This window comes from Streptococcus parasanguinis CC87K (assembly GCF_000507765.1).
Classification (GTDB): domain Bacteria; phylum Bacillota; class Bacilli; order Lactobacillales; family Streptococcaceae; genus Streptococcus; species Streptococcus parasanguinis_J.
In genome coordinates this window covers 44926-71018 of the sequence record NZ_KI669405.1, presented here as the reverse complement: position 1 = coordinate 71018, position 26093 = coordinate 44926, and the positions used below count along the sequence as shown (strand labels likewise).

The 26093-nt window shown below is 41.4% G+C and carries 24 protein-coding genes and 1 other RNA gene; 4 read left to right on the top strand and 21 right to left on the bottom strand.

Annotated elements, in window-relative coordinates:
• Nucleotides 1–143: 143 nt before the first annotated feature.
• A complete protein-coding gene (locus tag HMPREF1195_RS10350) occupies nt 144–626 on the top strand; it encodes an S-ribosylhomocysteine lyase (RefSeq protein WP_023920299.1) in 483 nt (160 codons plus the stop codon).
• A 75-nt stretch (nt 627–701) separates the two neighbouring features.
• Here HMPREF1195_RS10350 and HMPREF1195_RS10345 read toward each other — a convergent pair whose 3' ends face one another.
• The 5 genes from HMPREF1195_RS10345 to HMPREF1195_RS10330 all read right to left on the bottom strand — a co-directional run bounded on the left by HMPREF1195_RS10345 (nt 702) and on the right by HMPREF1195_RS10330 (nt 4682).
• Nucleotides 702–2126 carry a cell division site-positioning protein MapZ family protein gene (locus HMPREF1195_RS10345; protein ID WP_023920297.1) on the bottom strand — a complete coding sequence of 475 codons (1425 nt, stop codon included), beginning with the start codon at nt 2124–2126 and terminating at the stop codon, nt 702–704.
• A gap of 11 nt (nt 2127–2137) precedes the next feature.
• A complete protein-coding gene (locus HMPREF1195_RS10340) occupies nt 2138–3295 on the bottom strand; it encodes a THUMP domain-containing class I SAM-dependent RNA methyltransferase (protein WP_023920295.1) in 1158 nt (385 codons plus the stop codon).
• 66 nt (nt 3296–3361) lie between these two features.
• Nucleotides 3362–3727, bottom strand: an RNA gene (gene rnpB / locus HMPREF1195_RS10870) — RNase P RNA component class B.
• 16 nt (nt 3728–3743) lie between these two features.
• Nucleotides 3744–4085: a cell division regulator GpsB gene (gene gpsB / locus HMPREF1195_RS10335; RefSeq protein ID WP_003010351.1), complete on the bottom strand. Its 342-nt coding sequence runs from the start codon at nt 4083–4085 to the stop codon at nt 3744–3746.
• A 69-nt stretch (nt 4086–4154) separates the two neighbouring features.
• A complete protein-coding gene (locus HMPREF1195_RS10330; protein ID WP_023920293.1) occupies nt 4155–4682 on the bottom strand; it encodes an SLOG family protein in 528 nt (175 codons plus the stop codon).
• 64 nt (nt 4683–4746) lie between these two features.
• On the opposite strand from HMPREF1195_RS10330, the gene recU reads away from it, so the two are divergent.
• Together recU and pbp1a are read left to right on the top strand one after the other, a co-directional pair.
• Entirely contained in the window at nt 4747–5340 is a 594-nt protein-coding gene (recU, locus tag HMPREF1195_RS10325; RefSeq protein ID WP_023920291.1) for a Holliday junction resolvase RecU, read from the top strand.
• Nucleotides 5341–7455, top strand: a complete 2115-nt coding sequence (pbp1a, locus tag HMPREF1195_RS10320; RefSeq protein WP_023920290.1) for a penicillin-binding protein PBP1A — start codon at nt 5341–5343, stop codon at nt 7453–7455. It abuts the gene before it with no gap.
• 152 nt (nt 7456–7607) lie between these two features.
• Here the strand turns inward: pbp1a and pepC are convergent, their stop codons facing one another.
• The 13 genes from pepC to rsmH form a co-directional block, all read right to left on the bottom strand.
• Nucleotides 7608–8942, bottom strand: coding sequence for an aminopeptidase C (gene pepC / locus HMPREF1195_RS10315; RefSeq protein ID WP_023920289.1), 1335 nt, complete (start codon nt 8940–8942; stop codon nt 7608–7610).
• A 67-nt stretch (nt 8943–9009) separates the two neighbouring features.
• Nucleotides 9010–9561: a GNAT family N-acetyltransferase gene (locus HMPREF1195_RS10310; protein WP_023920288.1), complete on the bottom strand. Its 552-nt coding sequence runs from the start codon at nt 9559–9561 to the stop codon at nt 9010–9012.
• Nucleotides 9562–9894: 333 nt separating this feature from the next.
• Nucleotides 9895–10719: an ammonia-dependent NAD(+) synthetase gene (nadE, locus tag HMPREF1195_RS10305; protein WP_023920287.1), complete on the bottom strand. Its 825-nt coding sequence runs from the start codon at nt 10717–10719 to the stop codon at nt 9895–9897.
• Nucleotides 10716–12176: a nicotinate phosphoribosyltransferase gene (locus HMPREF1195_RS10300; protein ID WP_023920286.1), complete on the bottom strand. Its 1461-nt coding sequence runs from the start codon at nt 12174–12176 to the stop codon at nt 10716–10718. Before HMPREF1195_RS10300 ends, nadE begins: the two co-directional genes overlap by 4 nt.
• 139 nt (nt 12177–12315) lie before the next feature.
• Nucleotides 12316–13227, bottom strand: coding sequence for a thioredoxin-disulfide reductase (gene trxB / locus HMPREF1195_RS10295; protein ID WP_023920285.1), 912 nt, complete (start codon nt 13225–13227; stop codon nt 12316–12318).
• A 59-nt stretch (nt 13228–13286) separates the two neighbouring features.
• Complete coding sequence (locus tag HMPREF1195_RS10290; protein ID WP_003003995.1) at nt 13287–13514, bottom strand: DUF4059 family protein; 228 nt, start codon at nt 13512–13514, stop codon at nt 13287–13289.
• An 81-nt stretch (nt 13515–13595) separates the two neighbouring features.
• Nucleotides 13596–14339, bottom strand: coding sequence for an amino acid ABC transporter ATP-binding protein (locus HMPREF1195_RS10285; RefSeq protein WP_023920284.1), 744 nt, complete (start codon nt 14337–14339; stop codon nt 13596–13598).
• Nucleotides 14339–15139, bottom strand: coding sequence for an amino acid ABC transporter permease (locus HMPREF1195_RS10280; protein WP_023920283.1), 801 nt, complete (start codon nt 15137–15139; stop codon nt 14339–14341). Before HMPREF1195_RS10280 ends, HMPREF1195_RS10285 begins: the two co-directional genes overlap by 1 nt.
• 196 nt (nt 15140–15335) lie before the next feature.
• Entirely contained in the window at nt 15336–16679 is a 1344-nt protein-coding gene (locus HMPREF1195_RS10275; protein WP_023920282.1) for a DEAD/DEAH box helicase, read from the bottom strand.
• Nucleotides 16680–16812: 133 nt separating this feature from the next.
• Nucleotides 16813–17805: a phospho-N-acetylmuramoyl-pentapeptide-transferase gene (gene mraY, locus HMPREF1195_RS10270; protein ID WP_023920281.1), complete on the bottom strand. Its 993-nt coding sequence runs from the start codon at nt 17803–17805 to the stop codon at nt 16813–16815.
• 1 nt (nt 17806) lies between these two features.
• A complete protein-coding gene (gene pbp2x / locus HMPREF1195_RS10265; RefSeq protein ID WP_023920280.1) occupies nt 17807–20089 on the bottom strand; it encodes a penicillin-binding protein PBP2X in 2283 nt (760 codons plus the stop codon).
• Entirely contained in the window at nt 20082–20417 is a 336-nt protein-coding gene (ftsL, locus tag HMPREF1195_RS10260; RefSeq protein ID WP_023920279.1) for a cell division protein FtsL, read from the bottom strand. The genes pbp2x and ftsL overlap by 8 nt, the downstream gene beginning before the upstream one ends.
• A gap of 11 nt (nt 20418–20428) precedes the next feature.
• A complete protein-coding gene (rsmH, locus tag HMPREF1195_RS10255) occupies nt 20429–21379 on the bottom strand; it encodes a 16S rRNA (cytosine(1402)-N(4))-methyltransferase RsmH (protein ID WP_023920278.1) in 951 nt (316 codons plus the stop codon).
• A 150-nt stretch (nt 21380–21529) separates the two neighbouring features.
• Here rsmH and HMPREF1195_RS10250 point away from each other — a divergent pair, with 150 nt between their 5' ends.
• Nucleotides 21530–21709, top strand: coding sequence for a hypothetical protein (locus tag HMPREF1195_RS10250; protein ID WP_037599920.1), 180 nt, complete (start codon nt 21530–21532; stop codon nt 21707–21709).
• Between the two features lie 260 nt (nt 21710–21969).
• Here HMPREF1195_RS10250 and HMPREF1195_RS10245 read toward each other — a convergent pair whose 3' ends face one another.
• From HMPREF1195_RS10245 to glyS, 3 genes are all read right to left on the bottom strand, one after another.
• Nucleotides 21970–23352 (bottom strand): amino acid permease, encoded by a 1383-nt coding sequence (locus HMPREF1195_RS10245; RefSeq protein ID WP_023920276.1) that lies wholly within the window; start codon nt 23350–23352, stop codon nt 21970–21972.
• 163 nt (nt 23353–23515) lie between these two features.
• Nucleotides 23516–23773, bottom strand: coding sequence for a DUF896 family protein (locus HMPREF1195_RS10240; RefSeq protein WP_023920274.1), 258 nt, complete (start codon nt 23771–23773; stop codon nt 23516–23518).
• Between the two features lie 33 nt (nt 23774–23806).
• Nucleotides 23807–25843: a glycine--tRNA ligase subunit beta gene (gene glyS, locus HMPREF1195_RS10235; RefSeq protein ID WP_023920272.1), complete on the bottom strand. Its 2037-nt coding sequence runs from the start codon at nt 25841–25843 to the stop codon at nt 23807–23809.
• Nucleotides 25844–26093 lie beyond the last annotated feature (250 nt).

Sequence of the window (26093 nt, the reverse complement as noted above, 5' to 3'; positions counted from 1 at the left end):
GAAAAAACTTTTATATTTTTGCTTAACGATTGTTCTTTTATCTACTTTTCTTTCATGGAACATCTGTGAGGAATTCATCTATTTCCACTTTGTTGAATCTGCTTTTTATGCTATAATCAAGAAAAACAAAGAAGGATTTGAATATGACAAAAGAAGTAATTGTTGAAAGTTTTGAATTGGACCACACAGCCGTGAAGGCTCCTTATGTGCGCTTGATTGGGGAGGAAACTGGACCAAACGGAGATATCATCTCTAACTTTGATATTCGCCTAGTGCAGCCGAATGAAAATGCGATTCCAACAGCAGGGCTCCACACAATCGAGCATCTTCTTGCGATGCTCATTCGCAAACGCATAGATGGTATGATTGACTGTTCCCCATTTGGATGTCGTACCGGTTTTCATATGATCATGTGGGGACAACATTCGAGTACGGAAATTGCTAAAGTAATCAAAGATTCTTTAGAAGAAATTGCATCTGTCAGCACTTGGGAGAATGTCCCAGGCACCACTATTGAGTCTTGTGGAAATTACAAGGACCACAGTCTCTTTTCAGCCAAAGAATGGTGTCGCCTGATTCTAGATCAAGGAATTTCGGACGATCCCTTTGAACGTCATCTTGTTTGATATAAAAAAGGACGAACCTCTGGTTCATCCTTTTTTATTGTATTTCTTCCCAGAAAAGGGATGTCTGATCAAGCATTAATAATCCAGAGCATCTGAATGACCTTTGCCGTTCCCTACGAAATAACCAGTCTTGGCATTGATACTAAAGAGATAGGTTCCATCTGGTTTGAAGAGGTTGTAATAGCCATTACCGTTAATGATATTAACACGCTCTAAAATGTATTGATTGCCAGTGATATGCCCACGTTTACGAGCAATGTTCAATACTTTTTCAAGGATCCCATCACCAAACACCCAAGCCGGGTTATTGACATCATTGATAGCTGCTTGGTTATATGGCACACGGCTCAAGTTCCGCTGAAGTGGAACTCCATCGCTTGGAAGACCGTACCCTGAATAGCCTGGGTTTGCCGTTCCTGCACTACCTGTAGCAGCATTGACAGCTGGGGCCGTAGGCGTTGCTGCTTGAGCTGGGGCTGGAGTTGCATTAGAAGTATCTGTACCACCTGTCCCTGTCACTGGTGCCGGTGTCGCAACTTGTTGTGAACGTCCTTGCGCAACCGCCTCATTCAATAAGCTATCTAATTTTTCATTGCCTGTCTTTGTTTCTGCAAAGGTCGCATCACTTTTCGCTTTGGCAGTTGCATCAAGAACTCCATCTTTGATGACTGGAGAACTAAATTGAGAATTCACTTTTTGAATGGCAGAAACTTGCTTCACAAGGTCTTCATATTTTGTTTTAGCCGCATTATAATCACTGCTTCCTTCTAATTTGTCCAGCAGTTTCTTCAGATTTTCCAAGTCTCCGAATTTATCATTTTTAAGAGCACTTTTTGATTCATCTACAAAAAAGGCATCGTAGGCTTTGGTAAACTCTTCCAATTTTTGAGCCTGTGTTTCACTGCTACTTGATTTAGAAGTAGAAGATGACTTGCTAGATGAAGACGATACAACAGTTGTACCACCAGATTTTCCACGACTGTGCATCCAGTTATAGGTCACAAAAATGGCCGAACCGACAATCGCAAGACCTAAGGCAGAGTATAGAACCGCTTTGATTCGTTTGCCCGCATTGCTTGGTGTTTCCTCAGGAAGTTCCTCAGCTTCTACAATTGGTTCAGTTGGTGTGGGACCAAATTTAATCTTAGCAGGTAATTCAGTTGAGATAGCATCCATTTCAGGCCTTTGTTCCAAGACCGTTTCCGTCACTTCCGGCTCCTCCACTGCTTCAGCTACTTCAGCAACTGTTTCTGTAGCTGCCAACTCTTCAGCTTTAGCCAATTCTTCTTTGGCCAAAATTTTTGTATCGTATTTTTCAGCTTCAATTTCTGCTCGGTGTTGTTTGATGTATTTGTCTAAGACATTATCACCTTCAGTGACACCTGCTTCGATTTCTTCTGCCTTTCGATTGGCCTGCCCAATCGTCATCTCTTTAGCATCTTCAAACTCTAAAATTGATTCTGTTTCTTGCTCTAATGGCTTTTTATCCTTCTCTGTCATAAAAATCCTTTCTATGCCTTAATCTGCCGTTTTACTCGTTCCCCAAAATATTGGTAGAGATCAACTTTTAGGGTTCCGTTATAAAGTTTTCGTTTTTTATCTGCTTTACTACCGAATTTAGATTCAAAACCTTCATCACTGGTTAGGATAAATTTACTCCAGGTTTTGAGAGGTGCAAATACGTGCCCCATTTCAGTATACAATTTCGTCACACCTTCATCATCGGATAAGCGTTCTCCATATGGAGGATTGGAGATAATCACCCCGTTGATCTTATCTGAGTGAAGATCTTGGACTCGCATTTGTTTGAAAGTAATATCACTGCTAACGCCCGCTTTCTGGGCATTTTCTTTGGCAATCTCAACCATCCGTGCATCGATATCGGTTCCCATAATATCCAATTCGATCTCGCGATTGATTTTTCTGCTTGCTTCTTGACGGACTTCATGAATCAAGCGATCATCCATCCAGTTCCATTCTTCAAAAGAAAAGGTCCGACGTAAACCAGGTGCCATATTTCTCGCAATCATTGCCGCCTCAATACAAAACGTTCCAGAACCACATGTCGGGTCAATCAAGGGTTTATCTGGATACCAGTTTGACAGCAGAAGAATTGCTGCTGCCATGTTTTCCTTAATAGGGGCTCCCCCTTTTTCAGTCCGATAACCACGTTTGAAGAGGCTACTACCAGTGGTGTCAATCAAGACAGTGGCTTGATCTTTAAGGATCGATACTTCGATCTTGAACTCTGCCCCATTTTCCATGAGAGGAACACCTTCTGGCCGGGCATAATGTTTTTGTAACTTTTTAACCACTGCTTTTTTCGAAATGGCCTGAACGCTAGGTTCATTATGAAGTTTTGATTTGACACATTTAGCCTTAGAAATAGGAAAACGTGCTCCTAAAGGCAAATAATTTTCCCAATCCAAAGCAAAGACACCTTGAAAGAGTTCTTCGAAGGTTTTGGCTGGAAAAGTCCCAACCACAATTTTCACTCGATCAGCCGCGCGCAACCAGAGGTTGGTTTCTATGATTGCTCGACGGTCTCCTTGAAATCGAACCCGTCCATTTTCAACCTGGCAATCGTAGCCGAGATCGCGTAGTTCTCGACCAACAACAGCCTCTATACCAGCAGCGGCCGTTGCAATCAATTCAAATTGTTTTTTCATCTTATTCCTATCACTTTAAAAAAGGAGGTTGAGATCTCTCTCCACCTCATCAACCTATATGCAATTTTCTATAAGCCATGTTTTGTTCCAGAAATGACTAGGTACCATTTCCTTCGATAATCATCTGTCTACTGTTTCCAGTCAGAATGCTATGTTCGTTTCCACGCATTCCATGCCCCGACCAAAGTTTGGGTTGCTAGCTTGAGGGGTTTACCGCGTTCCACTTTTTAGGTTTCCCTAAAAACTACGTCACTGTGGCACTTTCAGAGTTACTAGAGCTTATCCTTAGACTTAGCTCCTTCACTCGCCGTAACTTGAATACCAAGTCCCTAGGCTTATGGATTCACCTAGCACAAACACTACAGGCATCACAGCCTGTGCTAGCATGGACTTTCCTCATGAGAGCATCCTCTCACGCGATTATCCAAAAATTGCACGATCTATGGGATTAATAATCGCGATCTACGATCTGTTTCCCAAAAACTTCTTTTTCCAAACGATTGAGACGTTTGAGTATATCAAAGTTCGTCGCTGTTGTCACTTGCGGAAATTCTTGCGTAGCGGTGCTAGCAATCGGAGATGTTTGTGGTGTTTCCTGTGCTTTTTGGGCAAGTTCTTCACGAAGGCGGGCGTTTTCTTCACGCAATTCCTTCACCAAAGCAGCATAGGTTTCATAGTCTTTTATGACATCATCCAAAAATTCATTTACTTCATCTTTATTATAACCACGAACTTCTCGTTTGAAATCTTGATCAAAAATATCTTTCGCAGTAAAAATAATACTCGCCATTACTCTCTCCAATCTAGTTCATCATCTCAATTATATAAAAAAATGGTAAGAAAAATCAAGGTATAACACTTAGTTTTCGTAAAAATTTTCAGCAAGTTCATTTAAGTCATCAAAACTTAATTGTTTGACATAAAATGGTTCTTTTTCTACCATCATTTTGTAAAGATATTTTAAATTGGTTTCATTTTCTGGATCATAAAAAACATAAGCTCCATCCGCGTTATCTATCAAAAACTGATTGTATTCTTTTAGTTGACCCGGATTGCTATAGTGGGGATAGGCATATTTCACGAAATCCACCTGTTTGAAGCGTGCTAATAATTCCTGATTGCTTTCATTCCAATTTTCGCCAACATTCTCAAATAGGAAGATTGTCGCCATTTGAAAATCGTAATCTTTTTTTAATGCAAAGGCGACCTCTAGTACCCAAGCCTCAAATCCCAAATTACCAGAAAAAACTAGCCATTTCACTCCTTCTTCAAATAAACGACGAAGATCTCTTTCAATGGCTTTTTTGATAATGGTCAGTCGAGGATCTTTATTGGAAAAGACGCCCACATCAAAACTCTTATAACCTGCAACAAGTATGGTATTCATTTTTTCCTCATTATTCTAATTTATGATATAATAGAGTGATGTAATTGTACCAATAAGGAGAACTATGGTCAACTATCCACATAAAGTAGCCAAAAAAACCTTGGTCTCTACACAAAGGAAATATCCAGTCGACTTTGCGAATCGTGGGATGACATTTGAAAAAATGATCAATGAAAGTAATCAATACTATCTTTCTCGAGGTCTAGCAGTCATCCATAAAAAACCAACACCAATTCAAATCGTGAAAGTGGATTATCCACGTCGCAGTCGGGCAAAGATTGTTGAAGCCTATTTCAGGCAAGCCTCAACGACGGACTATTCTGGAGTATACAAGGGACGCTATATCGATTTTGAAGCTAAGGAAACACAGCAAAAGCAATCCATGCCGATGAAAAATTTTCATCAACATCAGATCGATCATATGGAGGCGGTTGTCCAGCAAGGCGGTATCTGTTTCGTTCTCTTGCATTTTGCAAAGTTGAGTGAAACCTACTTACTTCCTGCTCCTGCATTAATTCACTATTACAACATCGATCATGGTAGTAAATCCATGCCCCTCTCCTATATTCAGGAGTACGGCTTTCTAGTAGATAAGAATCGACTTCCGAGCGTTCCTTATCTTGATATTATCGAACAGAAACTTCTAGGCGGTATTTAAATGAATAAACAAACAGTCATTCAATGGTTGAAATATGTTGCCATCGCAGCCATTTCATTTTTCTTACTTTTATTCGTCCTTGGTGGACTGATATTTAGTTACTATGCTATGAAAGCACCAACCTTATCTGAAAAAGATTTGGTTGCAACAACATCTAGTAAAATCTATGACAACCAAAATAACTTGATCGCAGATTTGGGGGCTGAGAAACGAATCAATGTCACAGCCAATGAAATCCCTACTGATTTGGTCAATGCTATCGTAGCGATTGAAGACCACCGTTTCTTCAATCACCGCGGGGTCGACATCATTCGGATCGGCGGTTCCTTCCTTCACAACTTACGAGGAGGAAGTCAAGGTGGGTCAACCTTGACGCAACAATTGATCAAGTTAACCTATTTCTCCACTTCGGCCTCTGACCGTACCCTCTCTCGTAAGATCCAAGAAGCTTGGTTAGCAACTCAACTGGAAAAGAAAGCAACCAAACAAGAAATCTTGACCTATTACGTCAATAAAGTATTTATGGCGAATGGGAACTACGGAATGCAGACAGCTGCGAAAAGTTATTACGGAAAAGATCTAAAAGATCTTTCGCTCCCTCAATTGGCACTCCTTGCGGGGATGCCCCAAGCACCAAACCAATACGATCCATACTCCCATCCTGAAGCAGCGCAACAGCGCCGAAACTTAGTATTAAAAGAAATGCTCGATATGAAGACCATTTCTAACAAACAATACGAAGCAGCGGTCAATACACCTGTTACAGATGGTCTGCAAAGTCTTAGTTCTTCAAGCAGTTACCCAGCCTATATGGATAATTACCTAAAAGAAGTGATCGAGCAAGTCGAAGAAGAAACGGGCTACAATTTGCTTACAACTGGGATGGATGTCTATACTAACGTTGATACCGAAGCGCAAAAGAAATTGTGGGACATCTACAATACAGATGAATATGTCAACTATCCAGATGATGAATTGCAAGTAGCTTCAACAGTTATCGATGTTAATAATGGTAAAGTCATTGCTCAGCTGGGTTCTCGTCACCAATCCAGCAATGTTTCCTTTGGTACAAACCAAGCGGTTGAAACGAACCGTGACTGGGGTTCAACAATGAAACCAATCACAGATTACGCACCAGCTCTTGAACATGAGGAATATACCTCTACAGCAGCTACTACAACAGATGCGCCATACAACTTCCCTCATTCATCAACGCCTGTCTACAACTGGGACCGTTCATACTATGGTAGCATGTCCATTACCTACGCAATTCAACAATCTCGTAACGTGCCTGCGGTGAAGGCCCTGGAAAAAGTTGGTCTTAAACAAGCTAAGAAATTCCTCAATGGATTAGGGATCGATTACCCAGAAATGGTTTACGCCAACGCTATCTCGAGTAACACTAGCGATTCTAGCAACAAATACGGAGCCAGCAGTGAGAAAATGGCAGCTGCCTATGCTGCTTTTGCCAATGGCGGTACCTATTACAAACCATCCTATGTTAGTCGGGTTGTCTTTAGTGATGGCACAACCAAGGAATTTGAGTCCGAAGGAACTCGTGCAATGAAAGCAACAACTGCCTACATGATGACAGATATGATGAAGACAGTTCTCTTGTCTGGTACCGGTACAAATGCTGCCATTTCGGGAATCTACCAAGCTGGTAAGACAGGTACATCAAACTATGCTGATAACGAAATCGGTAAATTGACAAAAAATGCTTATTCAAATATTGTAACACCGGATGAATTGTTTGTAGGCTACACTCCTGAATATGCCATGGCAGTATGGACAGGTTATTCCAATCGCTTTACACCAGTATTGGATAATGGAATACAGGTCGCAACGGATGTCTACCGTCAAATGATGCTCTATCTTGCTAATAATAATAACTCTGGTCATACGGATTGGACGCAACCAAGTGGACTGTATCGAAGTGGTTCTTATCTCTACTTAAACAATGGTAAGAACAACTACAATAACTACTACTATGAGCCAAGTTATTCCACTGATCAGTATTCGTATGAAGAACCATCGTCTAGCTCTTCGAACGAAGAAAATCCATCTAAACCATCTGAGCCTTCTTCACAAGAATCTAACAATCATAACGAATAATATAACAGAGAAGTCGGGCTTTTGCCCGGCTTTTTTTAAAACAATGGTTAAAAAACCAGAACGAATAAAATCTGATTTATTTAGTTAGACTTCCCAGCTTTTTTATTTTTGAGTATATAAAAAAAAGAGCCTTTCGGCTCTTTTCTGTATCATTATTTTGCCAAAGCTCCCATTGGATCCCACGGTGCTAGGACAATTGGTTCTGCTTCATAGGCTGCTAATTCGTCTGCTGTTAGGAATTCTTTACGAACCACGATTTGGTAGGTATATTCATCCATCCAAGCATCAGAAGCCACAAAGTAACCATCTGTACCGACCTTGTCTCCCCATGAATTTTCAACCTTCCATTTACGAGACTGACCTGCTTCGTCTAAATCAACCCCTGTCAAGACCATAGCATGTGTCATGAGACTTTCTGCATAGTCCAAGCGACCCGCCTTGTCTTGTGTCAAATGAATGTCCATGCCTGCTTCAAAATCGTAGACATCTGTTGCCAGGATTCCGGCTTTACGGTTGCTGACTTGGCCTACATCTGAACCAAACCAGACAGTTTCTCCTGCTTTCATTTGAGCAATGGCTAATTCTTTCAATCGATCCATTGGAACATTTAGGTAGCGGACTGGACGGCTACCAACCACATTGCCCAGCATATCTACGGTGTAAGATTTTCCATATGGCTTGTCTGTAGTTGGGGCATTGATAATAGAGACGTAATCGTCTAATTGAAGGTCTACATATTTTTTGTAGAAGCTTTGTGGAGTTAACCCACTTTCGCTATGGAATTGGTTGTCCTTATCACGGTATGAAAAGTCAAATTCACGCGGAGGCAATCCTAAAGACATAGCCAAGAAGTTAAAGATTTCTTGCAACAAGGCTTGTTTCTTGCTCGCAACTGCCTCACTATCTGCGCCTGAGTGAATCAAATCACGCAAGATTTGCGCATCTTGACGCAAGAGTTTATTGAGGTAGGTGTTCAATTCCCGGCTATTGCTTGAAGAAATCGATTCTGGATAAACTGATTTTGGAACCACTCCGTATTTCTCAAAGAGAGATACTACCATATCCCATTGACCGCCATCTTGTTGAGGGGTTTGTAGGAGAAAAGCCACCTTACGGCTGGTTAATTCTTGGTCTGCTGTAGTAATCACTTGCTCCAAAAACCAGTTTGCTTTTTCATACTTATCCCAAAAGAAAGTATGTGCTTGAGACAACTCAAAATCTTCCAATTGGAAGCTTGAGATCATCTTGTGACGGAAGGTATTTAAAGCCGCAAACATCCAACAACGACCAGATGCTTTTTGGTTTGTAACCTTGTCCTTGGTCAAATCAAGTGAAAAGACTGGTGTATGTTCTACTGCACTCTTGCGCGTTTCAAGCGATGCATGAATCCCATTGTGGGTAACAGCATTTTCAAGAGCCGCATATTTCACGTTTGCTTCATAATTGGCATAGAGCTGGTCTGTAAATTCTATAGTTAATTCTGACATAGCAATCTCCTTTTTTTGTTATCTACTATTATAATCCTTTGAGCAGAATCTTCAAGTAAAAATCACCCTATAGAGAGGGGTTCTGTATGGAATAAATAATTTTATCCCCGCAGTATCCTTTGCGTTGAATAGCATGAGGGATGATTTCTACATACTGCATTCCGGCCTTTTCCATGACTTTTCCAGAAGCAGGATTTAAACTGATATAAGTGGCTTTAATTTCTTTAAATCCAACTTCGTTCAATAAGAAATCCAAAACAGCTATGACAGCTTCTGTCATGAATCCCTTCCCCCAGAATTTCTTGCCAAGGATATAACCCAGCTCGCAAGATTGACTTTCCTGGTCTTGGGAAACCACACTAATATCTCCAATTACCTGATCCGGTGATGTTTTGAAACAGATCGCCCATTTATAAGTATCTGGTTTTTGATACTGTTCGACCCATCTTTTGATCGATTCTCTGGTCCTCTCAGAAGATGTATGGGCATCCCAGGTAACATATTTCAGATTTTCAGGATCAGAAGCCCAATTTTCATACATCGCTGGTGCATCTTCCAAAACGAAAGGCCTCAAGTATAAATGCTCTGTCTCCATAACAAGACTACCAAGATGATTCATATGTTATCTCCCTTCGTTTTTTCATGCAACTTGAATTCTGCAATTTTTTTACTTTAATCTAGATGAAAAGGACGGATAAAACCGCCCTTCTTTTTGATGATTTTCACAATATTGTATAGTCGGACTACGAAATCGAACTCTACGAGTTACCGATTTCTGTCTAGTATTAATAGAAAAATTCTATTTGTTTCCACCTCATCCATGAGCTTTTCAATGATACATTGACGCAGTAGCTGGCTGATTTGAACGGAGCTCTTTGAGTACCTTTCAATCTAGACAGCCTTGCGGGGGTGAGACTACGAAATCGAACTCTACGAGTTACCGATTTCTGTCTCACTCCCAGAAATGATCAAATACTGTGATTGGCAAGTGGCGTTTGTGTTGGCCTTTGTACCACCATTTTTCAATAGTTGCTTGAGCTTCTGGGCTTACTTGTTTGCCTTCTAGGTAATCATCGATTTCATTATAGGTGACACCCAGCGCTACTTCATCAGCAACACCTGGTTTTTCTTCTTCCAAATCTGCAGTTGGGATTTTCTCATAGAGAGCAGGATCAGCTCCCAAGGCTTTAAGCAATTGTTTTCCTTGGCGCTTGTTCAAACGGAATAGAGGTAGAATATCTGCACCACCATCTCCAAATTTTGTGAAGAAGCCAGTAATATTTTCCGCAGCATGATCCGTCCCAATCACTGCTCCGCTATGTGCTCCTGCTAGAGCATACTGAGCAATCATGCGGCTACGTGCCTTGATATTGCCCTTGTTGAAGTCGGAGATATCCGTTCCTGTTGCTTCGACAGCGCGTTCCATGGCATCAACCGATTCCTTGATGTTAACGACTAGGCTGACATCTGGCTGGATGAAGGCCAAAGCTTTTTGGGCATCTTCTTCATCTGCCTGTACCCCATAAGGAAGGCGAACAGCAATAAATTGATAGGAGGCATCTCCTGTCTCTGCGCGCATTTCTTCCATGGCTAATTGAGCTAACCGTCCAGCAAGAGTCGAATCTTGTCCTCCTGAGATCCCTAATACAAATGTTTTCAAGAAGGGATGTTTTTTTAGATATCTTTTTAAGAAATCAACTGAGCGGCGATTCTCTTCCTGAGGATCAATGCTAGGCTTGACACCCAATTGTTGGATAATCTCTTCTTGCAAACTCATTTTGCTTCTCCTTCTCCATTGGCCTTGTTACGCATTTCCTCGATTAGATCCATCTTATCCTGCCAAATATCTTTTGCCAAGTCAACTGGGTAATGCTGTGGATTGAGGACACGCTTGTATTCATCCCACAATTGATCGTAATTTTTACGAGCATATTCTTGAATTTCTGATAATGGTGGTAGTTGATAAACCAATTGCCCCTCTTTAAAAATATCCACTAAAAGAGGAATAGCCTCAAAGTTTCGGACCGTTTTATTGATGTAGGTATAAGTCGGATGGAACATTTTAAGTTCTGTCAGTTGTGAAACATCTACTCCATCATAAGTGATGTAGTCCCCTTCTGACTTACCTTTTTCACGACTCGTAATCCGCCAGACTTGCTTTTTACCTGGAGTAGAAACTTTCTCTGCATTATTAGAAAGCTTGATGGTATTGATCATCTCTCCTGCTTCGTTTTCAACAGAAACAATTTTGTATACCGCCCCAAGTGCTGGTTGATCGTAAGCCGTAATGAGCTTGGTTCCCACACCCCATACATCAATTTTTGCTTTTTGCATTTTTAAGTTGAGGATGGTATTTTCATCCAAGTCGTTAGAAGCGTAGATTTTAGCATTTGTAAACCCAGCCTCATCTAATTGCTGGCGAACCTTTTTAGAAATATAGGCAATATCTCCTGAGTCAATCCGTACGCCTAGGAAATTGATCTTCTCTCCCATTTCACGCGCTACCTGAATAGCTGCAGGAACCCCAATACGAAGAGTATCATAGGTATCGACGAGGAAGACACAATCTTTATGGGTTTCCGCGTAGGCCTTAAAGGCTTGGTAGTCATTTCCATATACCTGTACAAGAGAATGGGCATGGGTTCCTAAAACAGGGATTCCAAAGAGTTTTCCTGCCCGAACATTACTAGTCCCATTAGCACCTCCGATGACTGCCGCACGAGTTCCCCAAATCGCAGCATCCATTTCTTGCGCGCGGCGTGTCCCAAATTCCATCAAAGGCTCATCTTCAATGACCGAACGAATGCGTGCAGCCTTTGTGGCTATCAAGGTTTGAAAGTTGACAATATTTAAGAGGGCTGTTTCCACCAATTGACACTGAGCCAGAGGGCCTTCGACCTGGACAATTGGTTCATTGGCAAAAACTAAGTCACCTTCTTGAGCCGAGCGTACTGTCAGTTCCAACTTAAGATCACGGAGATATTCCAAGAAGGCTCCATGATAACCAAGTGACTCTAAATAGGCAATATCGCTCTCAGAAAAACTCAAGTTTTCCAAATATTTCACAATTCGCTCTAAGCCAGCAAATACAGCATAGCCGTTTTTAAAAGGCTGTTGACGAAAATACACTTCAAATACAGCATGTTTATTGTGGATACCTTGATCAAAATAGACCTGCATCATGTTGATTTGGTATAAATCAGTATGCAAGGTTAAACTGTCATCTGGATACATATGAATACCTCTTTTTTTTGATTTGTTCTATGAATTCCTACCATAAAATTAGTACCATTATAGCACATTTCAGCCCTATTGAATACTGAAAGGAAAGCACAAAAAAAATCTGAGACACAAACCTCAGATTTTTAAAAGATTAAAAGTTTTCTGTGATATATTTATAAACTTCTTGGCCAGCAATCGCACCGTCTCCGACTGCTGTCGTCACTTGACGTAGGTCTTTTTGACGAACATCACCAACCGCAAAAATACCTGGGACTGTGGTCCTCATATGATCATCCGTCACCACCCAGCCATTTTCATCTAAAATACCAAGTTCCGTCGCAAAATCACTGACAGGATCTAAACCGACATAGATAAAGACACCACCGAAAGCCTGCTCTCTAACCTCTCCTGTCTTCACATCTTTTAAAAGGACAGACGTTACTTTTTGTTCCCCCTTAATTTCTTCAACAACTGTATTCCAAGCAAAGTGAATTTTATCATTGGCAAAGGCACGGTCTTGAAGAACTTTTTGGGCACGCAACTGATCACGACGATGGGCAATGGTCACTGTTTTTGCAAACTGCGTCAAAAAGACAGCTTCTTCTACCGCAGAATCGCCACCACCAACGACCAAGAGATCTTCATCTCTAAAGAAAGCTCCATCACAAACAGCACAGTAGGAAACCCCTCTACTATTCAGCTCCTCTTCACCAGGGACATTTAATAAACGGTGGTTAGATCCTGTTGCAATCACAAGGGTCTTAGCTTCAAATTCCCCGTCATCTGTGACAATCTTTTTGGTTGCTCCGTGGTCTTCGATGCGCTCTACCTGACCAAACAAATGTTCCACACCAAGATTTTCTAAGGGCTCAAACATTTTTTCAGCCAACTCCGGGCCACTAATATTGGCATAGCCAGGATAGTTTTCAATGTCAGATGTATTGTTCATTTGGCCGCCTGGAATCCCTCTCTCAATCAAAGCGACTTTTAAATTACTTCGTGCTGCATAAAGGGCCGCAGTCATCCCTGCAGGACCTGCTCCAATAATCACTGTATCAAACATAGTCAACCTCTTTTCCGTTTCGTTGTAATCATTATAATTCTAACACGGCATTTTTGCAATTATCGTGCTTGAAAGATAAACAAGATCCCTATGACCGCAAAGGTTAAAATAGGAATCGTCATGATATCAATTAAGAGGATATCATACAAATGCGCTTGTCGTTGCTTGGCTGTTTTATCTTTCTTCTTAAGGGCACGGTAGCCAATCCAAATACAAGAAGCGATCCCAACTAAAATCGTTGTCGTCACTAAACTTTGTAAATATAAGGACAATAATTTATTTAACATCACGACTCCAAATATTTTTACATTTTCAGAAAACAAACCCAGCTAGCACCGCCAGCTGAGTCTTACCTCTTTTCTATTATATCAAACATAAGTCCGTTTGTAACTAGCAAAGAATTCTTTTGTCCGTTCTTCTTTTGGATGCTGCATGATTTCCTCTGGTGTTCCAGATTCAATAATCCGTCCTTTATCCAAAAACAAGACCTTATCTGCCACTTGTGCTACAAAAGACATATCATGGCTGACCAGTACCATAGTTTGTCCCGTTTTTGCGGCATTGGCAATGGATTTTTCAACTTCTCCAACCAATTCTGGATCCAAGGCTGAAGTCGGTTCATCCAGCAAAAGAACTTCTGGTTTCATGGCCAAGGCACGAGCCAAAGCCACGCGTTGCTTTTGTCCGCCTGAGAGATGACGAGGATAGTGATTTTCACGATCCGATAAGCCAACTTTTGCCAGTTCTTCTCGTGCAATTTTCGTTGCTTCTTGATCGGATAAGCCCTTTACAACAACGAGCCCTTCTTTCACATTTTCAAGAGCTGTTTTCCTTCCAAACAAATTAAACTGTTGGAAAACCATGGCCAACTTTCTCCGCAAAGTTAAGATTTGATCTTGACTAATATGTTCAAAGTCAACCTCGAAATCATCAATCTTAATTCTACCACTGTCTGGAGCTTCCAAATAGTTTAAACTGCGTAAAAAGGTCGATTTACCCGCTCCAGAAGACCCAATCAAGGCTACTACTTCCCCTTTTTGAATTTCCAAACTTAGATTATTTAAAACCTTTTGACCTGAAAATGTCTTTGATAATTCTGAAATATAAATCATTAGATCCGGACCTCCTGATCTGGTAAATCAATTGCTACGGGAGTCTCAATATCCAGTCGTCGTTCAATGTGACGGCCTAGCATTTCTATGAGGATATTCACAATCCAGTAAACAATCGATACCGTGATAAAGCGTTCAAAATACTTCAAATCGCTCCCCCCAATAATCCGTGCTTGGGCAAAAATTTCAACCACACTGGCACTAAAGGCTAGCGATGTCCCCTTAGTTAAACCAATGAGAGAGTTGATTAAGGTTGGAGTTGCAACGACTGCTGCATTGGGAATAATAATCCGGCGATAAACTTGACGGTTGGTCATTCCAAGACTACGTGCTGCCTCTATCTCACCAGGATCCACCGATAAAATCGCTGCCCGGATGGTCTCGCTCGCATACGCCGCCTCATTAAAGGCAAGGGCCACAATCGCAAATAGCTCAGCTGGAATGGCATTAATATTAAAAGCTGTTCCATAAGACTGATTGATCGCTTTTAAAATAAGAGGAATCCCATAATAGGTCAACATCAACTGAACCAACAAAGGAGTCCCACGTAAAAAGCTGACAAAAACAGCTTGAATCGGGTAGAGGATTCGTACACGATTAATTTTGACCAGAGCAAAAATCATGGCAAAAATAATCCCAACAAATGCGCCTCCCAGGGCTAGTAAAATCGTCACAGGCAGTTTCCCTATGACAGCTGGGAATGCATCCAATACAGCTCTCAAACTAAACAGCTTGCTATCTGGAACGTGTTTTAAAAAGTCGGCATACCAGTTGGCTGTTAATAGATTAGTTGTAAACATTCTTGTTACTTCCTTTCTCGAACATAAACATTCTATCACATTCACTATCGGAATTCCAAAAATTGCTACAGAAATAGAAAAATGATAGACTACTCAAATTTAGTCTATCATAATTTTAGACAAGTTCCTAATAGTTTTTCTTTATGGAGTTCATAAAGAAAATTTATGTTTTGTTCTGAACATTTGAAAGAAGGGGTTAGAAAGTTTGGCGTTTGGCCTTTCGTTCCGCCCGGCCACGCGCACGGTTTTCAGCTCGCTTAGCTTTTCTCCGCTTTTCATCAACTGCCCATTTGATTTTTTTCTTGTAGCCTGGTTTGATTTTTTTCTTTTTCTTCTTCACCAGACCAATCATTTCGATGTCGAGTTTCTCTTGCTTTTTCTCACGATTGGCCCGTCTGTCCCGATCATAGGTATCTTCAATAACCCCATTTTTCAACACTTTCGGTACGAAACGAATGCCCATTTTTTCTAGTTCACGGATATCTGAATCATCACTCGGTTGATAAAGAGTAATAGCGACACCTGGTAGACCATTGCGCCCTGTCCGGCCAACACGGTGAACAAAGAAGGAAAGGTCTTGTGGAATAGCATCGTTGATGACATGGCTCACTCCTTCGATATCAATTCCACGAGCCGCTAAATCAGTGGCCACAATATACTCAAAATCAAGATTTTTAACCTGATTCATGATCCGTTTCCGTTCACGTGGTGGGATATCTCCGTGAATCTTCGCCACTTTTAATCCTTGAGCCACTAAATAGGCATGGAGATCATCTGCTCTCGTTTTGGTATTAACGAAAATCATAGCCAAATAAGGTTGCAAGGTCTTGGTCAATTGGTAAATTTGCTCATTTTTATCCCGACCCTTGGTCGAAACCAGCCAATTATCGATGGTATCTGAAATCACCGTCTTGGTCTTAATCTGCTCCATGACTGGGTTTGAGAGATATTTTTTCAAGAAAGGTTGTAATTTCTGCGGAATGGTGGCTGAAAAAACTAAAAATTGCAGTTGTTGCGGAAGTCTTGAAGCAATCTTATCCACGGTTGACAAGAATCCCATGTCCAGTGTCATATCCGCCTCATCTACCACAAAAGTATGGGCCTTATGAATAGCCAGATCACCAGATGCAACTAGATCGTAGATCCGGCCTGGAGTTCCAATCACGATATGTGGTTGTTTGACCTGGAGTTTTTCAATCTGACGGCTTTTATCCGTTCCTCCAACATAATTCACAATCCGAATCTCTTTTTCAGAATGACTAGCGATTTGACGAGCAGCTTGGTAAATTTGCGTCGCCAACTCCCGACTAGGAGCCGTGATGACCGCTTCAACTTGTTGGCTGTCTTCGTTTAACGTTTGAAAAATCGGTAAGAGGAAAGTATGGGTTTTCCCAGAACCAGTCTTTGACTCTCCTACCAAATCATTTCCAGCTAGGACAATCGGAATTAGTTTTTCCTGTACTTCGGTTGCTTCTCTAAAATTGATTTCTTTCAGTGCCTCTTGAATATAGGGCTTAAAATTAAACTCTGTAAATTTCATTTTCTCAGTTCCTTTCATGATCTCTATTATTATATCAGAAAAGCTGTCTTCTTGCTTCTCTTATGAGTCATTTTTCCTAACCAGCGAAGTCTCTCTCAGTCAGCAAAAAACGATGGGCAAGCCCACCGTCGTTTTATAGGTAGAGAAGGACTAGAGTCACGACACTTGTTACAAAGGCGATGGTCCACATAAAGGCATCCACTTTCCATTCTGACCAGTTTTGCCCATTACCAGAAAGGCCGCCCAGTTCTAAATGATGGTGGAAAGGAGTCATTCGGAAAATCCGACGTCCTTCCCCGTACCGTTTCTTGGTCCATTTGAAATAGGTCACTTGTAGCATCACTGAACCTGTTTCAATGACATAGACCAGACCAATCAAGAGCAACGTCCACTCGACATGCAAAGCCATTGACAAGGCTGCAAGCATCCCTCCAAGAGCTAGACTACCGACATCGCCCATAAAGATTTTAGCCGGCTTGTGGTTGAAGACAAAGAATCCAAGCAAGGCCCCAATCATACTCAAAGTCACAAAGAGAATGTCCCATTTTCCTTGCATATAGGCAATAAAGGAATAGGCACTCAGGCTAATGGCAACGGAGATGCTGGCTAATCCATCAATCCCATCTGTCAAATTGACCGCATTTGAAAAACCAACCAACCAAAATAAAGCAAAGAGAATGTAGAAATAGCCCAAGTAAAGTTCATATCCGAAAACATTCAAAAGGCTTCCTGCACCGTGGCGTTCAGAAAAAATATAGAAGATGATTCCACCAACAAGTTGAAGGGCCAATTTTTGTTTTGGGTTAAGACCTTCATTAATCTTACGAAAAACTTTTAAAAAGTCATCCAAAAATCCAACAATTCCATAAAGAATCAAGATAAATAGAATCAGTTGAACAGGGCGCGTGAAATTTCCAGTCAATACGGTAACGACAAAACTAACTAGAACGGCTGTAATGAGAAATACAACTCCACCCATTGTCGGAGTGCCAGCTTTCGCTTTGTGTTGTTTCACATCTTCGTGCATTTGTTGCCCGGAAATATGAGCACGATGGTAAAATCGAATAAAGGCTGGAATAGCAGCCACTGTTAATAGAAACGATACAAGGATCGTAGCAATATACATCTTAGTCTCCTAATGTTAAGGTAATCTTTTTAGTTTTATTGAGTGAGGTGTTCATTTTGACACTTTGTTTGGTTACTTTCTTTCCACTACCTTTATAGGTAATCTCAATTCCAGTCCATTCTCCAAAGATATCAGCATTTTTCTTTGTCCAACCATACATATCTGGAACCGCATCAAAGTCTTCTGTTAATAACAATACTTGCTGATTGGCTTTGACTTTAGAGCCTACATCCACAGACATCTTGCGGATATTTTTCCCGGTTCCTAGGACAATTGGCTGCACCAAATTGCGACGCAATTCCTCTGAATAAGCACCTGGGCTCAGATTTTGTTTCAGATTCAACTCCTTAGAGAGAGTTTCTACTGAAGGGATTTTGTAGGTCGTTTCTTTGGTCACACCATCCAAAGTTGGTGCCTCTGATGTCAAATGCAATTCGTCTTTTAAAGCAACTGCATCTTCCAAAATAGGATTGACCAACTCTTCCCAGCTGGTGGCTGAGAATTTCACTTCTGGTTGTTGGACCGTCACATACATAATGAATTCAGGATCTTCTGCAGGTGTCATGGCTACAACCGAGTTGATATTATCATTTTCGCCTTCCAGGTAGCCATTAGCCGTTGCAATTTGGGCAGTCCCTGATTTCACCGCAACGTTTTGACCGGGTACCTGAATGATGGGTCCATCACTGTACAAGGTTCCATACTCTGGATCTGTTCCGACGGTGATCATATAGTTCCGTGTCTGTTGTGCAGCTGATCCTGAAACTGGTTTTCCAACAACTTCTTTTTTTGATTTGCGGGCTGTGTCTGATTTTTTATCGTAAATAGCACTAATAAACTTCGGCTCCAACATTTGCCCATCATTAGCGATGGCACTAAAGGCCCGTAACATTTGGGTTTGACTGACGGAAATCCCTTGACCGAAGGAAGACATGGCTTGAGTGACATAGTTATCACCTGGTAGGCCTCCAAAACTTTCGTCCCCCATTCCAAAACGTGTAGGAAGTCCGAACTTAAAGAGTGTGAGGTAATTCATCCAGACATTATTGCCCATCTTCTGTTCAAGCTTGGTCATCCCAATGTTACTTGAATAGGCAAAACCTTGGGCAATATTCATATAGCGACCTTCTGACAGTCCCATATTGACATCCCAGTCACGGATCGTCGCATCTTTTACTTGTAGTTCGTTATTGTAGTATCCTTCATTATAGGCTGGGAAGGTTCCATGATCAATCGCCGAAGCTAATAACATGACCTTCATCGTTGAACCCGGTTCATATTGATCTTGATAAAGGATGGTATTCCAGGTTTTCAAGTTTTTCAGATCCAACCCTTGTTTGGTATCCGCATTATAGGATGGACGTTGCGTTGTCGCCAGGATTTCTCCAGTTTTTGCACTCACAAGAGTCGCACTAACATACTTTCCTTTTACTTTTTCTTGGAAAACATCCATTCGCGTCTCAAGGTAGGTTTGTAATTCTGCTGAAATGGTCGTATAGACATCTTTTCCATCTTCTGTTTTGACAGAAACCTTATCTGAACCAGGAACGATATTCCCGTTTCGGTCTTTGTCATAGGTGATAACCCCATTTTGACCAGCGAGAATACGATCGAGGGATTTCTCCATCCCTGATTGCCCCTTCAAGGTTTTATTTCCCTCTTTATCTTCTTGAAGAGAGGCCTGCCCTATAAATTGAGAGGCGAAAACTCCATTTTTATAGCTTCGATTTGGACTAGTTGTAAAGGAAACCCCTTCAATCTTCGCTGCTTCCATGGCCTCACGGATAGCTGTCATATTACTATAAGTAATACCATTTCCGTTCGAGCCAAAAGAAACCTGTTTCAATTTCTTTTGCGACAATTGTTGAATGACGTAATCTTCATCCATTCCTAAGTACTGCTTAAAGATTTCTGCTACTTTTTTAAATTGGCTCTCTTCTACATAGAGGATTTTTCCAGTTGCTGATTTGTACTTTTTATCAATAACGGCATAAACGTTATAGGTCGTAGCATCTTCAGCAATTACTGCTCCATTTCGGTCATAGATCGTCCCACGTTTTGCAGGAACAATAACCGTCTGTTCATGGACTTTTTTTGCCTGATCCGATAAGGTCACACCGAATTTTTTGTCAGTCCCAATAATCATTGCAAAATTAATCAGAAAGAGAAAAAAGAGGAAAATCGCCAGTACACTGAGATTTTTCCCAACTTGTTTTCGATTCTGATCCGGCAAGCGACGTTTCTTTATCGAATACCCGATTAAAAATTTCTTAAATTTATTCATCACTACTTGCACTCACTGTTTTTCGATTTTCTTTTTGCAGCTTCATTCCTTGGGAGCTAGCCAACTTTGATAAACGGTCATAACGTGTTAATTCATTGACCTCTTGACGAACATCTGCCAATTCCGTCTTTTTGGCTTCTAGTTCCGTATTCAAATCAGTCAATTCACTTTGAACTTGTAAAATCCGTGTCTGCATAAAGACGATACTAATGGCTAAAATAACAGCTGTTAGGACAATCGACCCATAAAAAGCCTTTTCTACTCTAGAGAAACGGCGAAAGCGGTCTTGCAGTAGCTGTGTTCTTGTTCTCTCATCTCTTGCTGCCATATCAATTCCTCTTACTTGTGTATTTTTCGAGCAACCCGTAATTTTGCTGAATGGGATCGATTATTGCCCTCAAGCTCCTCTTCACTTGGCAAAATAGGTTTCCGGTTGACTAACTCCATCTTTGGTTTCAAATCATCTGGAATAAAGGGAAGCCCCTTTGGCACCTCAACCGTCGAAGCTTCTTTAAACAATTGTTTGGTCAATCGATCCTCTAACGAATGAAAGGTAATCACAGAAATACGACCATCGAGGGCCAACAAATCCATGGCTTGTTGAATCGATTCATCCGCTGCTCCCAGCTCATCATTGACTTCGATACGAATGGCTTGGAAAATCTGTTTAGCAGGATGGCCCTTTTTCTTGAGCTCCTTAGCTGGTTTAGCAGATTTAATAAGCTCTGCTAATTCAGTCGTTGTTTCAATCGGTTTAATTGCTCGTGCTTGCTCAATTTTCCGCGCAATTTGCTTGGAAAATTTGTCCTCTCCATATTTGAAAAAAATACGGACTAGATCATGGTAATCGTAGCTATTTACGACCTCATAGGCTGTCAAGGAAGCTTCTTGATTCATCCGCATGTCTAACGGCGCATCTTTCTTGTAAGAAAATCCGCGTTCCCGTTCGTCTAACTGAGGACTAGAGACACCTAGGTCATAACAGATTCCATCAATTTCAGTCACACCCAATTCGTTTAGACGTTCCTTCAAATGACGAAAGTTATCCTTAATGAAGGTTACCATGCCTTTCTCAATGAAAGGTGCCAATCGAATCTTAGCATTCTCAATTGCATGCTGATCTTGGTCAAAGGCATAAAGATGGCCCGATTCATTTAATTTTGTTAACAAATATTCGCTGTGGCCTGCCCCACCCAATGTGGCGTCTACATAGATCCCATCTGGCTTAACATCCAGCATATCGATCGTTTCATGAAGCAAAACCGTTACATGATGAAATTCTTTACTCATATCTTTACTATTTTACCACAAATAGGACCAAGATGCACTCCTGAAAGAAAATTCACTAACTAATCCTATCGGACCTTTTCGGATCCTACAAAATACCTAGAAAGGCTTGATTTCACTTGTTTCCTCTAGGATTTATGATACAATATTCTTATGAAAATAAGAAAACAGATTCTCATCCCACTTTTATTGGTCGATGCTATCGCTCTCTACTTTTTTCTAACCACTATTGAGGCTTGGATTTTTTGGCTTGCTGCCCTGATCCTAGCCGGCTCACTTTGGTGGCTCAAAAAAGCCATTCAAGGACAAAAAACAGAGATGGAAGAAAAATAATTTCTTCCATCTCTGTTTTTCTTTTATTCCCTCCAAGTAATTCCTTAAAAGAAAGCAAACTAGCTCTGAAATAATAAAGAGGCTGGGACAAAAGTCCTAGCCTCTCAATTATTTTTGGATTGTCGAGCAAGACGCAGTGGTTGAGTGGGCTCTACTACGCTGATTTCATCAGCTTTTACAGCCCTACTCAACTGTGCGGAGGTGGGACGACGAAATCGAATTCTAACGAATTACCGATTTCTGTCCCACTCTCTTGCGGTTTATTTACTATGTTTCCAATTGCTGTAAATCCCAAAAAGAATGATCCAGATGGTTGCTCCAATCGCTCCAATGTATGTTGATTCTTGCAAGAAGAGACAAACGAATACAAAGAGGAAGAAAACGATGGTCAATGGATTCAACACTTTATAGGCTGGCATGATAAAACCATCTGGCATAAATTCTTTCGATTTACGGTACTTAAGATGGGCAAGCATGGTCAAAATGTAAATAGCAATGTAGACACCAGAAGAAGATGCCGTAATCAAGGCAAAAGCATCTGAGACACCTGGCAAGACATTGATAAAGGCTGAAACAGCAACCACAATCGCAGAAAAAATAATCGCGCGACTTGGAATCCCCATACGAGATAAGCTATTCAGTTTCAAACGATTCATCACTTTACTGTTTGGTGTTTCCTTTGCAATCTGGTACAAGTGACGCCCTGTTGAATAGAGGGTAGAATTCAAGGAAGATGCAGCAGCTGTCAGTACGACAAAATTAATCAATCCTGCTGCCCACTTGATTCCTACCATCTGAAAGACCGTTACAAACGGTGACTTATTGACAGGAAGCTGTTGCCAAGGGAAAATAGCCATAATCGCTAACAAAGCCCCTACATAAAAAATTACAATTCGGATTGGAATTTCTTTAATAGCTTTTGGCAATACTTGGCGAGGATTAGCTGTTTCAGAAGTGGTAATCCCAACAAACTCAATCGCTTGATAAGCAAAGAAGACCATTTGGAAGGCCATGACGAACTTGACCCAACCATTTGGAAACATTTGAAAACCACTAGTAATATTAGTTAAACTAGCGTGTCCAGCTGGTGTTTCAAAGTTCGTCGTCACCATAAAGATCCCTGTTGCGATCAGGGCTAAAATCGTGACAATCTTGATCATTCCAAACCAGAATTCAACCTCTCCAAAAACCTTCACAGCGATCAAGTTTACACAACTTAAAAGCGCTAAAAAGATAATTTGAATCTGCCAGGCTGGCCAATTTGGAAACCAAAGCTGGACATAGTTGGAAACAGCCGTGATCTCTGCCATTCCCAAAAATACCAAGGAGACCCAATAGGACCATCCTGAAAAATAACCCCAACCTTTTCCTAGATACTTGGTGATAAAGTTGATAAAGGTGTGTTGATCAGGGTCCATATAAAGCATCTCTCCGATCGCCCGCATCATCAAGTACATGAAGGCGCCAGTCAGCATATAGACTAAAATAATAGAGGGACCTGTCAAAGAAAGGGAACGACCGGCTCCAAGAAAGAGTCCTGTCCCGATGGTTCCTGCAATAGCGATCAGCTGAACATGCCGATTTTGCAGACCACGAACCATCCCATTTTCGTTTTCTTCACCAGGATGATGTTTTTTTGACATATGATTACTCCAATTCTTTTTCTGTACATTTTCAGAAAAGTATACTTCAAATTTTCACACAATCTACTATACCATGTTTTTAAAAATTGGTCAATCTGGTCCAGAATATTCTGAATTTTAAAGATACAAAAGAGTGCTGGAGTCTATTCCAGCACTCTTTTGATTATGAATTAGGATCATCGAGACTACGGCCATGCAAACCTTTTTCCCGTTGCACTTGGCGTAGTTTTTCAGGTGTCACATCGTTACCTTCTTCGTCAACCACTTTAATTCCTTCGATATGGTGACGAACTGAGCGACGATAGCCCTCAATGTATTCTTCACGAAGTTTTGCTTGCTCCACTTCTTCTTCTGGAGTCAAACCTTCTGTTTTTTTCTTTTTAGCAAGCTCATTGATACGAGCAATTTTTTCAGGTGTCATAATAAAACCTACTTTCTACCTGTTACTAGGTCATTATTTTGTGTTCAATTGGTTGAAAGCTGCAACAGCGTTGGCTTTAGCTACAAGACCTGCAAGAAGGGCCAAACGGTTGTTTTTAACTGCCTCATCTTCTGCCATAACCATAGTATTGTCAAAGAAAGCATCGATGACTGGGCTAAGAGCAAAGAGTTGAGCCAATTTGTCACTAGCTGAACCAGTCAATTCTAGCTCTTCAATCGCTTTAGCAAGAGCTTTTTCTTGATCATTTTCAAAGAGACTAGCATCGACCGCTACTGAAGCATCTGCTTTTTCTGCCAAGTTGAAAGCACGTGAGAGGGATTCAACAGCTGCCTTATAACCATCGGTCTTCGCAGCTTCTGAAAGAGCTTCAGCTGCTTCCAGCATATCAGCCACGACAAAGTTTGAACCAGTAAGAACAGCGTCTTTGATATCTTTTGGTGTGCGTCCCATCATCTTGTCCACACGCGCCTTGATGAAGTTGAGCACTTCTGCTTGATTGTCATAGGAAAGGCTATCAAATGAAAGTCCGTAAAGGCTATCAATCAACTCATCCATCGGAATATGCCAGCCAAAGGCATCCAAGATTCGAACAATCCCTTGTGTTGCACGACGAAGCGCATAAGGGTCATTGGAACCTGATGGAATCAAGCCAACTGAGAAGAAGGAAAGGAGGGTATCCAATTTATCTGCAAGGGCAAGGATAGCACCAACCTTAGTCTCTGGAAGGGCTCCGTCTGCTGAATCAGGAAGGTAGTGCTCACGGATAGCTATCGCTACCGCAGCATCTTCACCAGCGAGGAGGGCGTATTTTTCACCCATGATTCCTTGCAATTCATCGAACTCTCCGACCATACCCGTCAAGAGGTCAAATTTGTAAATTTCAGCTGCACGAGCGACAGCTGCCGTTTCTTCAGCAGTCAAACCAGCTTGCTCAGCCAATGACGCTGCAATAACACCCGCACGGGCCATGTGTTCTGAAAGAGAACCGATTTTTTCATGGAAGGTTACATTCGCCAATTTAGCAACCAGATCTTCAATCTTGAGTTTTTGGTCTTCACGCCAGAAGAATTCACCGTCTTCAAGACGTGCCACCAATACTTTTTCATTTCCTCGAACGACATTTTCCAAGTGCTCAGCGTTCCCATTACGAACTGAGATGAAGTTTGGTTTCAGCTGACCATCAAGGTCACGTACAACAAAGTAACGTTGGTGCGTTTCCATTGAGGTCACCAAAACTTCTTCTGGAACATCCAAATATTTAGTGTCAAAACTTCCCATAAAGGCAGTTGGGTATTCGACCAAGTTCAAGACTTCGTTCAAAAGTCCTTCTTCGATTTGAACTTGAACACCTTGTTCTGCTTCGATGGCCTTGATTTGCTCACGGATCATGTTTTCACGTTCTTTGCTATCCGCAATCACGTAAACCGTGCGAAGGTCTTCTTCATAAGAATCCGCATTGGTAATTTCCACTTCATGTCCAAGGAAACGGTGGCCACGACTAACACGACCTGACTGGATATCCAAGAAATCAAGGACAAGCGCTTCGTCGCCCAAAAGAACGATCAAGGTGTGAACTGGGCGAATGTATTCAAATGTGTTGTTAGCCCAGTGCATGCTAACAGGGAAGGTCAATGAAGCAAGCACTTCTGGAACGCCAGCCAAGACTTCTTTGGCAGGTTTTCCAGCTTCGTGTTTCGTGACATAAACGTACTCTTCACCCTTGACTTCACGAAATTCGATATCATCAACGGTCAAGCCTTTTCCACGAACGAATCCTTGAGCCGCTTTTGAGAAGTTTCCGTCTGCATCCAAGGCGATTTTCTTAGAAGGTCCTTTAAAATCTTCGGTCAAATCCGATTGTTGATCCGCCAAACCAATCACACGTACAGCCAAACGGCGTGGCGTTGAGAAGGTTTGAATGCTTTCGTATGAAAGACGGTTGTCATCCAAGAAGGCTGCCATTTTCTCACCGAGTTGTTTTTCACTTGGTGTGACAACGTAGGCTGGCAACTCTTCAAGTCCAAGTTCTACTAATAAGTTTTTTGTCATGTTTTTTCCTTTACAAAATTCTTCTTTTTGATAGGCACCTTAGGTACTGGGGACGTCGCTAACTAACTTTGTGAGACTGTTGGAAATCTTCTGTCTCCTTGACATCGATTTCCAACAGTCTCATCAAAGTGGATTTAGCCAACTGATTTTTGAACCTAACGTTTCAAAAATCCCCATATAGCAGTACAGCGGTGCCTATCCCTTTAGCAAGTCTCCGACTTGCCTCTGGGTAGCCGTACGGGCTCACTTT